The sequence below is a fragment of the Thalassorhabdomicrobium marinisediminis genome (assembly GCF_003072065.1).
In the GTDB taxonomy this organism is placed as follows: Bacteria; Pseudomonadota; Alphaproteobacteria; order Rhodobacterales; family Rhodobacteraceae; genus Octadecabacter; species Octadecabacter marinisediminis.
The window spans coordinates 378,994-393,818 of sequence record NZ_QCYG01000002.1 but is presented as its reverse complement, the minus strand read 5'-3'; the positions used below and the strand labels follow the sequence as shown (position 1 = coordinate 393,818).

The window sequence follows — 14,825 nt, the reverse complement described above, 5'->3', positions numbered from 1 at the left end:
ATGCCAGCCCCGCCTGCGTCATGACAAAACGCGATGCGGGGGATCACTTTGCGTTATGATCAGACCTTCACCCGTTCGGACTTGGGATCATACATCGGCTTGAGCGAGGCTTCGGCCCGCACCCGCGTGCCCATCACGTCGATCTCGTAGGTCGAGGCGAGGACCTCGGCCGCCGTCTCGCCCCGACATGGGACGTAGCCCAGCCCGATAGCGCCGCCCAACGTATGGCCATAGGCGCCCGAGGACAGGTAGCCCACGATCTCGCCGTCGCGCAGGATCGGCTCATTGTGATAGAGCAGCGGCTCAGGATCGGTGAGCCGGAATTGCAGCAGACGGCTGTCGAGGCCGGCTTCCTGCTTGGCGAGGACCGCGGCGCGGCCGATGAAGTCGGGCTTGTCCTTCTTGACCGCAAAACCAAGGCCCGCTTCGAGCACGTGATCTTCGCAGGTGATGTCATGGCCGAAATGCCGAAAGCCCTTTTCGATGCGGCAGGTGTCCATCATGTGCATCCCGCAAAGCTTGAGCCCGTGATCCTGCCCCGCCTCGTGCAAGGTCTCGAACACATGGGCGGCCTGATCGGCGGAGACGTACACCTCCCACCCCAGTTCGCCCACATAAGTGACGCGATGGACACGGGCGCGGCCCATGCCGATCTCGATCTCTTGCGCGGTGCCGAAGGGGTTGGTGGTGTTGCTGAAATCCGCCGGCGAGACGGCCTGCAACAGGTTGCGGCTGTTCGGCCCCATAACGGCGAGCACGCCCTCACCGGCGGTGACGTCTGTGATCACAACGTCGAAATCGCCGCGATGCCGCTCCATCCATGTCTGGTCCGCCAGCCGCGTGGCGGCGGGGGTGACCACCAGATAGGCCTGTTCCGACAGGCGGGTGACAGTCACATCAGACTCTATTCCACCACGATCGTTCAGAAACTGGGTATAGACAATCTTGCCCACGGGCACCGAGAAGTTGCCGCCGCCGACGTAGTTCAGGAACCTTTCCGCGTCGCGGCCTTCGACCCTGATCTTACCGAAAGAGGACATGTCATACAGGCCGACAGCCTCACGCACCGCCCTGTGCTCGGCGGCGACGTTGTCGAAGAAATTCTGCCGCTTCCACGAATAAGAATACTCCGGCGTCTGGCCTTCGGTGGCGAACCAGTTCGCACGCTCCCACCCCGCAAGCTCGCCCATCACGGCGCCCTGCTCCAGCAGATGCCGATGGAACGGGGTGCGGCGGATGCCGCGGGCGGTGGCTTTCTGACGGAAGGGGAAGTGATCGGCATAGAGCAGACCCAGCGTTTCAGAAGCGCGGGCCTTCAGATAGGCCTTGTTGCCCTGAAACGGCTGCATCCGGCTGATGTCCACGTCGCCCAGATCGAAGGGCTTTTCGCCGGTGTCCATCCACTCCGCCAGCGCCATGCCTGCGCCGCCCGCCGACTGGATGCCGATGGAGTTGAAGCCCGCCGCGACCCAGACGTTGTCCATCTCGGGGCAGAGCCCAAGGTGATAGGCATCGTCGGGGGTGAAACTTTCCGGCCCGTTGAAGAACGTGTGAATCCCCGCGTCCGCCAACATCGGCAACCGTTCGACGGCCTTTTCGAGGATCGGCTCGAAATGGTCGAAATCCTCGGGCAGTTGGTCGAATTCGAAGTCTTCGGGGATCGGGCCCCAGGGCTTCGAGACAGGCTCGAACGCGCCCAGAAGCATCTTGCCCGCGTCCTCTTTGTAATAGGCGCACTCATCCGGCACGCGCAGGACGGGCTGCTGCGTCAGGCCCGGGATGGCTTCCGTCACGATGTAGAAGTGTTCGCAGGCCTGCAGCGGCACGTTGGTGCTCAGCATCTGGCCCACCTCGCGCCCCCACATGCCCGCGCAGTTCACGACGTGGTCGCAGGCGATGGTGCCCTGTTCGCCAGTCGCATCCTGCCAATGGACGCCGGTGATCCGCCGCCCGTCGCGCTGCACGCCGGTGGCTTTCACCCGCTCTTTGATCACCGCGCCCCGTTGCCGCGCGCCCTTGGCCAGCGCCAGCGCGATGTTTGCGGGGTCGCCTTGTCCGTCACGGGGCAGATAGACGCCGCCGGTCACCCCGTCGATGTTGAGGTGTTCGTAGCGCTGCTTGACCTCCGCCGGGCTGATCTCTTCAACCTCGACGCCGAAGGCGCGGGCCATGGCGGCTTGGCGGTAGATTTCTTCGCGGCGTTCCTCGGTCAAAGCAACCGTGATCGAACCGCAGCGTTTGAAGCCCGTCGCGACGCCGGTTTCGGTCTCTAACCCGCCGTAAAGCTCTTGGCTGTATTTGGCGAGGCGCGTCATGTTCTGGGTCGCACGAAGCTGCGCGATCAGTCCAGCCGCGTGCCATGTGGTGCCGCTGGTGAGCTGTTTGCGCTCGAGCAGGACCACGTCGCGCCAGCCCTGTTTGGTCAGATGATAGGCGACCGAGCAGCCGATGACGCCGCCGCCGATGATGACCACGCGGGCCTGTTTGGGAAGATCAGCCATGACGGCCTCCTAGACGATTGCATGACCCGCCGCCCGCAGGCGGTCGGCGATTTCGGCGATATGGGCGGGGCTGACCTCGCAGCAGCCGCCGATGATCGTCGCCCCGTGGTCGACCCATGCCATCGCGTGATCGGCGAACAGCGCGGGCGTGAAATCCCGGCGTTTCGACAGGGCGTCGACGGTGGGCCGGTCCTTGAGGAAATCCTCGGTGATCTGCTCGAACCCGTTGGGATAGGCGCCATAGGGCTTGCCGCTGGTCGCCAGCACATCCAGAGCCGCCGGGATCGCCTCGGGGGCAGAGCAATTCACCAGCACCGCCTGCGCGCTCTCTGCCGCTGCGACCGCCTCGGCCAGTGGTTCACCCGAGCGCAGTTTGCTGCCGTCCCGGTCCGAGACGGAAAAGCCGATCCAGACCGGTTTTCCCGTGGTCCGCGCCCCTTCGAGGATCGCGCGGGTCTGGGCCAGCGAGACGACCGTCTCACACAAAAGCAAATCGACCGGCGGGGCGAGGATCTGCGCCACCTCGGCGAACTTTTCCACCGCTTCTGCGTGATCGGGCATCACGTCGGTGCGGTAGCTGGCGACGAGCGGGCCGATGGACCCGGCGATGCGCGGCGCGCCGGAAGCCTGCGCGGCGTCGAGGGCCAGCTGGTGCAAATCCTCGAACCGGTCCGCCAACCCGGTTCCGGGGAGGCGGTCGCGGTGGATGGCATAGGTGTTGGTGGTGGCCACGGTGGCCCCGGCGCGGGTGAAATCGCGGTGCACCTGCGTCACAAGACCGGGGTGGTCGAGCATGACCTGCGTGGACCAGAGCGGCGTCGGCCGGTCGCCCGCGCGGTGCACCAGTTCCTGCCCCATGCCACCATCAAGAAGCGTGATCTGTGCCATGGTTTAAGCCCTGATCCGATCGTTTTTCGGGTCCCACATGGGCTGGTCGGGCTGGGCCGTGGCGGTGTGGCGCTTGCCATAGACATCGACCTCGAACTGGGTGCCGGGCGCAAGCAGGTCGGCCCGGACCATGCCCAAAGCGATGCATTTGCCGGTCCGATAGCCCATGGCGCAAGACGTCACCTCGCCCACGATCTCATCCCCGTGCCAGATGGGCGCCATATAGGGTGCGTCCTGTTCGCCCGGCTCGATCTCAAGCGTCACGAAGCCCTTTTTGCGCCCCCGTTGCGCCTCGGCTTGCAGCGCGGCCTTGCCGGGGTAGTCCTGCGGCTTGTCGAGTTTCACAAAGCGGTCCAACCCGCCTTCGAGCAAGGTGTAATCGGTGGACAGGTCGCCCTTCCACGCGCGGTAGCCCTTTTCGATCCGCATGGAGTTGAGGGCATACATGCCAAAGGGGGTGACTCCGGCATCGGCCAAAGCGTCCCAGATCGCGGGCATCGCGTCCGGGGCGGCGTGAATTTCCCAGCCCAACTCGCCTGCGAAGGAGACGCGGATCAGTGCGGCCTCTTGCCCTGCGACGGTGCCGTTGAGGCTGACCGAGAGCCACGGCTGGCTCAGGTCATGCCCGTCGACCAAGGGCGCGAGGATGTCGCGGGATTTCGGGCCGGTGACGAGCAGACACTCCACTTCATCCGTGTGGTCCGTGACGGTGATCCCCTCGGGCACCTGACGCGAGAAAATCTCACGGTCGTGCCACTGGGCGGTCGCGGCGGTGATCAGGCCCACCTCGTCATCGCCATGCACCATGACCGAGGTTTCGGTGAGGATGCGGCCACGGCTGTCGGGGAAATAGGCGAGGCTGACACGGCCCGGCGCGGGCAAGCGCGAAGCGGTGAGGCTGTCGACGAAATCCTTCGCGCCCGGTCCTTCGATCTTGATGCGCGAAAATCCGGTGATCGGCAGCATGCCGCAGCCATTCGTCACGGCCTCAACCTCGCGTTCGATCGCGGCCTCCCACGGGCCGTTGCGGTCCCATGTCTGGGTGGCCGCTTCCGAGGTATCCTCACCCTCCCGCGCGAACCAGTTCGCCCGTTCCCAGCCGTTGTAAGCGCCGAACTGGGCACCGGCGTCGACGAGGCGGCTATGCAGTGTCGAGTGTTTCTTGTCGCGCCCCTCGGGCCATTCGTGGTGCGGGAAGTGCATGGCGTATTCGTGGCCGTAGGTCTCTTTCCCCTTGGCGACGCAATAGGCGTGGTCGGTGTAATCGGTGTAGCGGCGCGGATCGACCGCCCACATGTCCCACTCGGTGCCACCATCGACGATCCATTCGGCCATGACCTTGCCCGCGCCGCCGCCCTGGGCGATGCCGAAGGTGAAGACGCAATTCTCGAAGGCGTTCTTCACGCCGGGCATGGGGCCGATCAGCGGCAACCCGTCGGGCGCGTAGGGGATCGGGCCGTTGATGATGCGGCTGATGCCCGCGCTGGCGGCGAGGGGCACGCGCTCCATGCTGTCGGCGACGATGTCCTCGATCCGCTCAAGGTCGTCGGACCAGAGCTGGAACGAGAAATCCTCGGGGATGGCGTCGCCGCTTTCGTCCCACTCGGCTTTGCAGTTCGGCTCGTAAGGGCCGATGTTGAAGCCGTGCTTTTCCTGCCGGAAGTAATAGGACACGTCCACGTCGCGGATCAGGGGCAGCTTGCCGCCGGTCTCTTTCGACCATGCCTCGATCTCGGGAATCTCGTCGGTCAGGACGTATTGGTGGCTCATCACCATCATCGGCACGGTGCGCCCGCCGTAGGGCTTGAACCACTCCCCCACCCTTTGCGCGTAATACCCGGCGGCGTTCACCACGTAGTCACAGGCGATGTCGCCCTTGTCGGTGTGGACGATCCATGTGTCGTCGTCTTGCTGGGTCACGCCGGTGGCCGGGCAGAACCGCAAGATTTGCGCGCCCATCTCGCGCGCGCCCTTGGCCAGCGCTTGTGTGACCTGCGCGGGGTCGATGTCACCGTCGCTGGGGTCATAGAGCACCCCGGCGAGGTCGTGGGTCTCAAGAAACGGATACATCTCTTTCGCCTCATCGGGCGTCATCATCTTCATGTCGATGCCCTGATAGCGGCCCATGGCGCAGGCGCGCTCGAACTCCTGCACGCGCTCTTGGCTGTGCGCCAGCCGGAGCGAGCCGGTCTGGTGGTAGTTCATCGGATAATCGACCTCATCCCCCAGCCGCGCGTAAAGCTCGGTCGAATAGCGCTGCATGTTCATGATCGCCCATGAGGTCGAAAACGTCGGCACGTTGCCCGCGGCGTGCCATGTGGACCCGGCGGTGAGTTCGTTCTTTTCCAGCAGAACGCAGTCGGTCCAACCCTTCTTGGCAAGGTGATACAGGGTCGAGGTGCCGACGACACCGCCGCCGATGATGACCACGCGGGCCTGTGTGGGGAAATCTGCCATGATCAACGGTCCTTTCGGTTGGCGCGGGCGGTGCCGCGCATCAATAGACGGGGGGCGCGATCACCCAGATCGCGACGCAGGGTGTGGAATGGGGGTTGTGCCAGCGGTAGGCCTCTCCCCGGATGCGAAAACTGTCGCCTTTGGTGAGCTCATAGCGGGTGCCCGCGATCCAGAGGTGCAGGCGACCCGAAACGATATAGCCCAGCTCTTGCGTGGGGCGGACGACCTCTTCGGTCAGCGCGGCGCCGGGTTCGAAGGTGGAATGCACCACCTCGAAGTCGTCGGTCAGGTCGGGCGAGAGGAGTTCCTCGATCAGCCCGTCGGTGCGGCATCCGATGGGGCGGCGGGCATCGGCGCGCACGATCAGCCCCTGTTCATGCTCCGGCGCGACCGAGCGGAACAGGCTCGACACAGACACGTCGAAGGCTTTTGCCATCTGCCGCAGATCGGTGATCGAGGGTTCGGATTTGTCGCGCTCAACCTGACTGAGCCAGCCCACCGACCGGCCCAGCACCTCGCCCAGCTCGACCAGCGTCATCCCGCGCGCCTTGCGCAGCGCGCGAATGTCGGCCCCCAGCGTGCGGGTTTCCGGTGAATTGTTGTGAATCACGTGTCGCGACCTCCCTCACGGGAAATCTGTGGCACAGGCTCGTGAAATTACAAAGCATAATTTCACGCCGCAGCGCAGCGGAGATCAGCGGGCAAAAACCTCGGACAGGATCGCGGTCAGGGCCGTGGCGTCGTCTTGCGTGAACGCGTCGGGCTGGTTGCTGTCGATGTCGAAGACGGCGATCACCTCGCCGCGCGCGTCGAACACCGGCAGGACAAGCTCGGACCGGGTGGAAGAGGCGCAGGCGATGTGCCCCTCGAACGCGTCCACATCGGGCACCAGTTGCACCTGCCCCGTGCGCGCCGCCGCCCCGCAAACCCCGCGCGAGAACGGGATTTGCAAACAGCCGTGCCCGCCCTGATAGGGGCCGATCTTGAGCAATTCGGGCGCGGTGACACGGTAGAAGCCGGTCCAGTCGAAACGCGCGTCGGAATGATGCACCTCGCAGGCGACCGTCGCCATGAGCGCGATGGTGTCGTCTTCGCCTTCGGTCAGGCTGCGGATGGTTTTGGACAAAAGATCATAATTGGGCACTGTTCGACCTCCGGGTGGCTGGTCCCTGCCCCATGCACCGAACCGCGCCGGGATTCGAGGCTTTTTCACAATCGTGCCGCAAATTCTCCGCACCCGGGGCGCAATCACAGGGCATAAGCGCGCTGTAGCTGCAAAAGCTCACCCCGGCGTTGCGCGTAACAGCCCCCACCCAGTGCGCGACGTCGGGGACGGTGGCCGCGCCACCTTTAACCCCCCGAGAAGAATGTTAGGGTTCGCTGAAACACTCGGAGGTTCCATGCGTGATTTTCAATCCCCCGGCCGTTCGGCCGTGTTTGCCGACAATGGCATCTGCGCCACGTCGCACCCCTTGGCCGCCAAGGTCGCGGTGCAGATGCTCGAAGCCGGTGGCAACGCCATGGATGCGGCAATCGCTGGCGCGATCCTGTTGGGGATCTGCGAGCCGCAGTCCACCGGCATCGGCGGCGATGCCTTCTGCCTGTTCAACCTGCCCGGCTCGGACGAGGTGTTGGCGCTGAATGCCTCGGGGCGCGCACCTGCCGGGCTGGATGCCGCGCGGCTGCGGGGGGAGGGCCTGAACGCGGTGCCGCTGGCCTCACCCCATGCGATCACGATGCCGGGGGCGATGGACGGCTTTTTGCAGCTGTCAAAGGATCACGGCAAGCTGGGGATGAAGGCGCTGCTGGCCCCGTCGATCTATTACGCCGAAGCAGGCGTGCCCGTCGCGCCGCGCGTGGCCTTCGATTATGCGCAGTCCCACGGCACGTTGCAGGGCGCCGGGCGCAAACATTACCTCGCGCAGGGCAAGCCGCTGATTGTCGGGCAGAAATTCCGCGCGCCGGGTCAGGCCGAGGTGCTGCGCCGCGTGGCGACTGAGGGGCGCGCGGGCTTCTATGAAGGGGAGGTCGCCGAGGATATGCTGGCCGCGCTGCAGGCGGCGGGCGGCACGCATACGCTGGACGATTTCGCCGCCGTGCGCGCTGATTACACCACGCCGATCTCGGGCACCTACAAGGGAATCGAACTGGTCGAGCATCCGCCGAACGGACAGGGCGCCACGGCGATCCTGATGCTCAACATCCTGAAACATTTCGATATTGCCGGGCTCGACCCCCTGGGCGCCAAACGTGCGCACCTTGAGGCCGAGGCCGCGAAGCTGGCCTATGACACGCGCAACCGCCTGTTGTCGGACCCCGATCATTGCGCCCGGCTGGACCACATGCTCAGCGCGCAGACGGCGGAAAAGCTGGCCGGGCTGATCGATCCGGCCAAGGCGCTGGACCCGACACTGCCGGGGGCCGAGGCCGTCCACAAGGACACGGTCTATATCACCGTGGTCGACCGCGACCGCATGTGCGTGTCGCTGATCTATTCGATCTTCCATTCCTTCGGGTCGGGCCTAGCGTCGGACAAGTTCGGCATCCTGTTCCAGAACCGGGGCGCGGGATTCACGCTGGAAGAGGGGCACCCGAACGAAGCCGGCGGCGGCAAGCGGTCGATGCACACGATCATTCCGGGGATGGTGAAACGTGACGGCAAGGTCGAGATGCCCTTCGGCGTGATGGGCGGGGCCTATCAACCCTGCGGCCATGCGCGGGTGCTGACCAATATGGAGTGTTTCGGCATGGACCCGCAAAGCGCCATCGACGCGCCGCGCAGCTTTGCCGAGGGCGCAACGTTCGACATCGAAAGCGGATATGCAGACGCGGTCGTGCAGGAGCTGGCGGACATGGGCCACAAGGTCACCCGCGCCGAGGCCCCCATCGGCGGGGCGCAGGCGATCCGTCTGCGCGCGGATGGCACGCTGGAAGGGGCGTCCGACCCGCGCAAGGACGGCATCGCGCTGGGGTATTAGGGATGGAGCATCGCGCCATACTCAAACGCCTTGCCCGCACCGGCGGGCTGGCCTGCATGTTCGCGGGCGCCATCCTGTGCGGGCAGGCGGTGCTTGATGCGTTAAACGGCAGGCCGGACGCGACGTTGCACGTGGCGCTTTACGGGGCGCTGCTCAGCTTCGGCGGTATGGTGTTTCTGTGGGGGCGCAGGGCCTAAGACAGCGCGGTCCGAGGCGTCAGTTCAGCTGGAAGTGCAGCGGATACTGGCCATCCTCGAACGGGCCGAACAGATCGTCCAGATCGGGGTGATCGACAGGCTCGCCCGAGTAATCGGCCACAAGGTTCTGCTCGGACACATAGGCCACGTAGTAGGATTGGTCGTTCTCGGCCAGAAGGTGATAGAACGGCTGGTCCTTCTGGGGCCGCGCCTCTTCCGGGATCGCCTCATACCATTCTTCGGTATTGGCGAACATGGCGTCCACGTCGAAGACCACGCCGCGGAAGGGATGCTTCCGGTGGCGGACCACTTGACCCAGATGATATTTCGCGCGTGTTTTCAACATAGTTTTTCAGCCCTCGGGTTCCCTACTAAACATTTGCGAAGGCCCGAGTCCATGCGACGGGGGCACATTTTACGGAAACAGACTGTGCAACGGCGCCGCTTCGCCCAAGAGGTGCCCATGCAGCACGTGGCACCGGATCGCAAGCGGGTTTGCCCCGCCACGCGGCGATCAGCGTTTTATTGCCTTCGACGCACGCGGACGGCGGTGGGCTTGCGAAGATCGGTTTCCAGAACCGGCGTTTGTCGCTAAACTGACCGCAATAAAACCAATAAATCGAGCGAGGGGCAGATGAAAAACATCTTTCGCGTGGGCATTGTTCTTTTGATCCTCGGGAGCTGTAGCGCCCGTGAGGGAACGGCGCCGCGCAATCTGGACAACGCCTGCGAGATCCTGACCGAGCGGCCACACTACGCCCGCGCGTTCAAGAAAGCCGAACGGACGTGGGGCGTGCAGACCCATGTGCTGATGGCGATGATCTATCAGGAGAGCAAATTCATATCCGACAACCGCCCCCCCCACGTCTATGCGCTGGGGGTGATTCCCACGGGGCGGCAGTCGTCTGCGCTGGGCTACAGTCAGGCGCTTGACGGCACCTGGGCGGAATATGTCGAACAGCGCGGCGGACGGCGGGCCGATCGCACGGACATCGACGATGCCACCGATTTCATGGGCTGGTATATGACCGCAACGGTGCGTGAAAACGGCATTCCGATGAACGACACCTATAACCAGTATCTCGCCTATCACGACGGGCGCACGGGCTGGCGGCGGGGCACCTATCGCGCGAAGCCGTGGCTGGTGCGGATCGCGGGCGAAGTGCGTGATCGGGCGGTGCTGTATGACGCGCAGCTGCGCACCTGCCGCGCGTTTCGCTGAATAGGTGAGCCGCCAAAAAAAAGCGCGCCCTGAACAGGGGCGCGCTTTGTTTGTGACGGCACGGTGGGCGGGGGACTAGTTGCCCCAGTTCCGCATCTCGCGTTGGATATTGAACAGGATGTCCGGCACGTTTCCGTCTTTCGTCAGATCCCCCAGAATCACTGTGGTTTTCTGGCCTGTCTCATCGGTGACGATCCACTGGCGCAGCTCGGCGGGGCTGCTGGTGAAAACCATCTGGATATTCCCATATTGCGGGCGCTGCGGGTCCTGCGCGGTCACGGTTGTCGTGGTGCCGTCGCTGGTGTGGCCGGTGACCATGTTCGCGCGGGTCAGATCGATGTTGCTTTGCAGGATGATCGACAAGGGCGTCTGGTTCAGGGGATAGCGGTCCGGCCCGGTGTTCGAACGTGGATCGAAGATCGCCACCTGCCCGCCACCGGCGACGACAAGGGATTGTTCCGGCGGGTTGTATTCGAACCGCACGCGGTTGGGCCGCTTGATATAGACCGTCCCGGTCGAGATTGTGCCGTCGGGGTTGACCTGCGTGAACTCACCTTCGGCGCTGGTGAACGAGTTGAGGTAATTCGAGACCTCGCCCAGCGACAACTGCTGTGCAAAGGATGGCGACGCTGCAGCCCCCGCCAGCGCGAGGGGGACAGCCATAAGGCAAAGCCTGCGTGTGATCTTGTTCATATCTCATACCTAGTTTGGGTCCGGGCGCTTTGCACCCTTGCATGGGTTTTATATGGGGCGGGCGGGGCCGCTAGGCGATATCACGCGCACGGCTATTCTCTATCACTTTGATATTGAACGTCAATTTACGCCTTCTCGATGGCACCTCGGGTTGGTGCCGCACGGGATTTCCTGTCAAACCGCTTCTCAGGAAAGGGCGACACTGCGCCCCGCACCGGGGAACTTCGCACGGCGCCGCGTGTTTCCTGTTCACACCCGCAAGGAGAGCACTATGCCCGGCACCGATGACCTTCTGGACGATCTGCAAACCCTCGCGCAAGGGCAGGAGACGGTGCGGGTCGAGGAGATCATCGACCGGATCGGCAACCGTGGCCACGGGCCGCTGTTCTTCATCGCCGCGCTGCTGGTGCTCTCGCCCCTTGGGGGCATCCCGACCTTGCCGACCATCGTGGCCGTGATCATCATCCTGATCGCCGCTCAGATGCTTTGGGGCGGTGACGGGCTTTGGGTGCCGGGGTTTCTGGGCAACCGCTCGGTTGAGGCGGACCGCGTCGAGACGGCTGTGGAAAAGATGCACCCTGTTGCAGAAAAACTGGATCACATCCTCAAACGGCGACTGCAAAAACTGATCAGCAAACCCGCGCAACGGGCCGCCGCGGTGGTGGTGATCCTGATGGCGCTGACGGTGCCCTTTCTTGAGGTGGTGCCCTTCGCCGCCGCCCTGCCGATGGCGGCGATTGCGCTGATCGGCATCGCGCTGACCGTGCGGGACGGGCTGGTGATGCTGATCGCCCTGATCACCGCCGGCGTGGCGGTGATCAGCGGGCTGATGTGGCTGATCTAGTTTGCCTCGGGGATGAGGATTTCGCGCTTGCCCACGTGGTTCGCGGCTGACACGACGCCTTCGTCCTCCATCTGCTCGACCAGACGCGCGGCTTTGTTGTAGCCGATCGCCAACTTGCGCTGGATGTAGCTGGTGGAACACTTGCGGTCCTTGGCGACGATGGCGACGGCGGTGTCGTAGAGCGCGTCCTCTCCGTCGGTGTTGCCGCCCAGACCCAGCACGGCGTCGATGTTGCTTTCCTTCTCCTCCGAGGGGCCGTCGATCACCCCGGACATATACTCCGGCGGGCCGAATGCCTTGAGGTAGTTGACGATTTCCTCAACCTCCTCATCGGAACAGAACGGCCCGTGGACGCGGGTGATGCGCGAACCGCCGGCCATGTAGAGCATGTCGCCCATGCCCAAAAGCTGCTCTGCGCCCATCTCGCCCAGGATCGTTCGGCTGTCGATCTTCGAGGTGACCTGGAAGGAAATCCGCGTCGGGAAGTTGGCCTTGATCGTGCCGGTGATGACATCGACCGAGGGGCGCTGCGTCGCCATGATCAGGTGGATACCCGACGCCCGCGCCATCTGCGCCAAACGCTGGATGCAGGCCTCGATCTCTTTGCCTGCGACCATCATCAGGTCAGCCATCTCGTCAACAATGACGACGATATAGGGCATTTTCTCGGGCTGCATCTCTTCGGTCTCGAACACCGGCTCGCCGGTGTCGTCGTCAAAGCCAGTCTGCACCGTGCGGCTGAACATCTCACCTTTGGCCAAGGCATCCGCCACGCGGCCATTGTAGCCGTCGATGTTGCGCACGCCCATCTTGGACATCTTGCGATAACGCTCTTCCATCTCGCCCACGACCCACTTCAGCGCCACGACCGCCTTTTTCGGGTCGGTCACAACGGGCGACAACAGGTGCGGGATGCCGTCATAAACGCTGAGTTCCAGCATCTTCGGGTCGATCATGATCATCCGGCATTCGTCGGGCGTCAGCTTGTACAGCAGGCTGAGGATCATCGTGTTGATCGCCACCGACTTACCCGAGCCGGTGGTCCCGGCGATCAGCAGGTGGGGCATCTTGGCAAGGTTGGCGATGATCGGCTCACCGCCGATGTCCTTGCCCAGCGCCAGTGGCAGCTTCATGCTGCTGTCGCCGAAGTCGCGCGCGCTAAGCATTTCGCGCAGCACCACCATTTCGCGATTCTCGTTGGGCAGCTCAATCCCGATCACGCTGCGGCCCGGGACCGTCGAAACACGGGCGGACAGCGCCGACATCGAACGCGCGATGTCATCGGCCAAGCCGATCACGCGGCTGGCCTTGAGACCGGGGGCGGGCTCAAGCTCATACATGGTGACAACGGGGCCGGGGCGGACGCTGACGATGTCGCCCTTGACGCCGTAATCATCGAGCACGTTTTCCAGCATGCGCGCGTTCTCTTCCAGCGCTTCATCGCTGAGCACATGGCGCGTCACGCTGTCGGGCGAGGTCAGCAGGTTCAGCGGCGGCATCTCGTAGTCGGACTGCTGGCTGTCGTCGAACTTGAGCGGCGGCTGGGCCTCGGCCTGCGCCTGTTTGGAGGGCTGCACCACGCGGCGGGGCGGGTGCTGCACGACGGACTTCGCCTCGGGCACGGGGCTGGCGCTTGGCATGTAGGTCGCGGCCGGTGCGGGGGCCTCGACCGGGGCGGCGGGCTCGGGCCTGGGCGCGGCGGCGCGTTCTGCGGCCTCGGCCAGCGGCTCTCCGACGTTGTCGAGCGCGGCTTTCTGTTCGGCGTTCAGCACCAGCGGGCGCGGGCCGGTCGGTTTGACGACAGGGGGCTCCACGCGGCCCATCTGCGCCTCTCTCCGGCTGGCGATGGCGGCGGAGACGGCGGGGTTCACGCCGGGTTTCGGGGCGACCTGCACCTCGGGCGGCTGGCCGGAGCGGCTGCGCACCACCGAGGCGATCCGCGCGCTGATGCGGTCACTGTCGGCCTCGGGCACCTCATGCTCAAGCGGGGCTTCGTCCACCAGCTCGGGCGCGGGCATCGCTTCGGACCGCTTGAGGAGCGAGGCGAAGAGTCCGGGCTTGGCCTCGGGCTCCGCTGGGCGCGCGGGCGCGGTGAGTGGGGCGGATGCCATGTGGGTCGGAGCCGCAGGTGCGGCCATCGGCGGCTCGTAGGGGTCGTCGCCATCGATCGGGTCGAAATCCTCATACCGCGTGGGCATCGCGGGGTTGGCGCGGACCACGGCGGCCACACGGGCTTGTTCATCTGCGGGGGTCGGTGCGGGCACCGCACGGGCGGCGGCGCGTTCGGCGTCACGCTCGCCCGCATAGGCGGCGCGCTCCTGCCGGGAGATTTCGCGCCGTTCCTGAACCCGGGCCCCCAGCGACTGCGCCGCTTTGTAAGAGGTCGAGGCCGTCATCCCCAGCACCTTGAGCACGCCCGCATAGGCCACGATCAGCCCCACCAGCAGGAACCGCCAAAGCTTGCGCACCTCATACATGGTGAAGCCCAGCGTGAAGCCCATGAAGGCCAGAACGCCGACGCCCATGAACAGGGACATCAGCTTGACGCTGAAGGTCGTGCCGAAGGGCAGAACGGTCAAAAGGATGCTCAGCACCATGTCGCCGAAATGCCCGCCCAGCCCGAAGCTTTCGTCCCAGCCAGCGCCGGGCGACAGGGTGGCGGCATAGATCGCGGTGGCGGCAATGGCGATGGGGGCGAAGATCACCCGGCCCAACGCGCGTTCCTGACCCCGGTGGAAGGTGAACCGAAGACCCCAGCCCACCAGCACCAGCGGCGCCATCCATGAGGCGTAGCCGACGATCATGAACAGCGCCGCCGCGAACGACGCCCCGGGGCGGCCCAGCCAGTTCTGCACCGGCGCGTCGGTGGCCGACATGAAGTTCGGATCATCGGGCGCATAGGACCACAGCATCATCGCGACCATAAGACCCGCCAGAACCAGTGCGATTCCCACCAGTTCGCGACCGCGCTTTTCGATGGCGGCCTGCGTGGTGCTGTCCAGAAGCGGATCGCGCTGACGGGATTGATATGATGCCATGTGCCTG

12 protein-coding genes are annotated in these 14,825 nt (G+C 64.7%); 4 read left to right on the top strand and 8 right to left on the bottom strand.

All coding sequences use genetic code 11. The features are described 5' to 3' along the window. Positions 1-59 precede the first annotated feature (59 nt). From DC363_RS04265 to DC363_RS04245, 5 genes are all read right to left on the bottom strand, one after another. Complete coding sequence (locus tag DC363_RS04265) at positions 60-2,501, bottom strand: GcvT family protein (protein WP_108639886.1); 2,442 nt, start codon at positions 2,499-2,501, stop codon at positions 60-62. A 9-nt stretch (positions 2,502-2,510) separates the two neighbouring features. Then, positions 2,511-3,389, bottom strand: a complete 879-nt coding sequence (locus DC363_RS04260) for a homocysteine S-methyltransferase family protein (protein WP_108639885.1) — start codon at positions 3,387-3,389, stop codon at positions 2,511-2,513. A gap of 3 nt (positions 3,390-3,392) precedes the next feature. Then, entirely contained in the window at positions 3,393-5,846 is a 2,454-nt protein-coding gene (locus tag DC363_RS04255; RefSeq protein ID WP_108639884.1) for a GcvT family protein, read from the bottom strand. A gap of 40 nt (positions 5,847-5,886) precedes the next feature. Further along, complete coding sequence (locus DC363_RS04250) at positions 5,887-6,453, bottom strand: helix-turn-helix domain-containing protein (protein WP_108639952.1); 567 nt, start codon at positions 6,451-6,453, stop codon at positions 5,887-5,889. A gap of 87 nt (positions 6,454-6,540) precedes the next feature. Beyond that, positions 6,541-6,990 carry a GAF domain-containing protein gene (locus tag DC363_RS04245; protein ID WP_108639883.1) on the bottom strand — a complete coding sequence of 150 codons (450 nt, stop codon included), beginning with the start codon at positions 6,988-6,990 and terminating at the stop codon, positions 6,541-6,543. A gap of 256 nt (positions 6,991-7,246) precedes the next feature. On the opposite strand from DC363_RS04245, the gene DC363_RS04240 reads away from it, so the two are divergent. Both DC363_RS04240 and DC363_RS04235 read left to right on the top strand, forming a co-directional pair. Beyond that, positions 7,247-8,824 carry a gamma-glutamyltransferase family protein gene (locus DC363_RS04240; protein ID WP_108639882.1) on the top strand — a complete coding sequence of 526 codons (1,578 nt, stop codon included), beginning with the start codon at positions 7,247-7,249 and terminating at the stop codon, positions 8,822-8,824. 2 nt (positions 8,825-8,826) lie between these two features. Then, the gene (locus DC363_RS04235) at positions 8,827-9,021 is read left to right on the top strand and encodes a hypothetical protein (RefSeq protein ID WP_108639881.1); all 195 of its coding nucleotides are present in this window, start codon (positions 8,827-8,829) and stop codon (positions 9,019-9,021) included. A gap of 19 nt (positions 9,022-9,040) precedes the next feature. Here the strand turns inward: DC363_RS04235 and hspQ are convergent, their stop codons facing one another. Next, positions 9,041-9,367: a heat shock protein HspQ gene (gene hspQ, locus DC363_RS04230; protein ID WP_108639880.1), complete on the bottom strand. Its 327-nt coding sequence runs from the start codon at positions 9,365-9,367 to the stop codon at positions 9,041-9,043. Between the two features lie 288 nt (positions 9,368-9,655). Between hspQ and DC363_RS04225 the strand changes: the two genes are divergently transcribed. Continuing rightward, on the top strand, positions 9,656-10,243 hold the full coding sequence (locus DC363_RS04225; RefSeq protein WP_108639879.1) for a transglycosylase SLT domain-containing protein: 588 nt from the start codon (positions 9,656-9,658) through the stop codon (positions 10,241-10,243). Positions 10,244-10,318: 75 nt separating this feature from the next. On the opposite strand, the gene DC363_RS04220 is transcribed toward DC363_RS04225, so the two are convergent. Further along, a complete protein-coding gene (locus DC363_RS04220; protein WP_241962920.1) occupies positions 10,319-10,906 on the bottom strand; it encodes a LolA family protein in 588 nt (195 codons plus the stop codon). 301 nt (positions 10,907-11,207) lie between these two features. Here DC363_RS04220 and DC363_RS04215 point away from each other — a divergent pair, with 301 nt between their 5' ends. Further along, the gene (locus DC363_RS04215) at positions 11,208-11,780 is read left to right on the top strand and encodes an exopolysaccharide biosynthesis protein (RefSeq protein ID WP_158270830.1); all 573 of its coding nucleotides are present in this window, start codon (positions 11,208-11,210) and stop codon (positions 11,778-11,780) included. Here the strand turns inward: DC363_RS04215 and DC363_RS04210 are convergent. After that, on the bottom strand, positions 11,777-14,818 hold the full coding sequence (locus tag DC363_RS04210; protein ID WP_108639876.1) for a DNA translocase FtsK: 3,042 nt from the start codon (positions 14,816-14,818) through the stop codon (positions 11,777-11,779). The two genes, DC363_RS04215 and DC363_RS04210, sit on opposite strands and share 4 nt — an antisense overlap. Positions 14,819-14,825 lie beyond the last annotated feature (7 nt).

Coding starts and splice junctions, on each gene's coding strand:
- DC363_RS04220 (WP_241962920.1), bottom strand. CDS start 10,906: ATGGCTGTCCCCCTCGCGCTGGCGGGGGCTGCAGCGTCGCCATCCTTT.
- DC363_RS04260 (WP_108639885.1), bottom strand. CDS start 3,389: ATGGCACAGATCACGCTTCTTGATGGTGGCATGGGGCAGGAACTGGTG.
- DC363_RS04225 (WP_108639879.1), top strand. CDS start 9,656: ATGAAAAACATCTTTCGCGTGGGCATTGTTCTTTTGATCCTCGGGAGC.
- hspQ (WP_108639880.1), bottom strand. CDS start 9,367: ATGTTGAAAACACGCGCGAAATATCATCTGGGTCAAGTGGTCCGCCAC.
- DC363_RS04265 (WP_108639886.1), bottom strand. CDS start 2,501: ATGGCTGATCTTCCCAAACAGGCCCGCGTGGTCATCATCGGCGGCGGC.
- DC363_RS04255 (WP_108639884.1), bottom strand. CDS start 5,846: ATGGCAGATTTCCCCACACAGGCCCGCGTGGTCATCATCGGCGGCGGT.
- DC363_RS04215 (WP_158270830.1), top strand. CDS start 11,208: ATGCCCGGCACCGATGACCTTCTGGACGATCTGCAAACCCTCGCGCAA.
- DC363_RS04210 (WP_108639876.1), bottom strand. CDS start 14,818: ATGGCATCATATCAATCCCGTCAGCGCGATCCGCTTCTGGACAGCACC.
- DC363_RS04240 (WP_108639882.1), top strand. CDS start 7,247: ATGCGTGATTTTCAATCCCCCGGCCGTTCGGCCGTGTTTGCCGACAAT.
- DC363_RS04235 (WP_108639881.1), top strand. CDS start 8,827: ATGGAGCATCGCGCCATACTCAAACGCCTTGCCCGCACCGGCGGGCTG.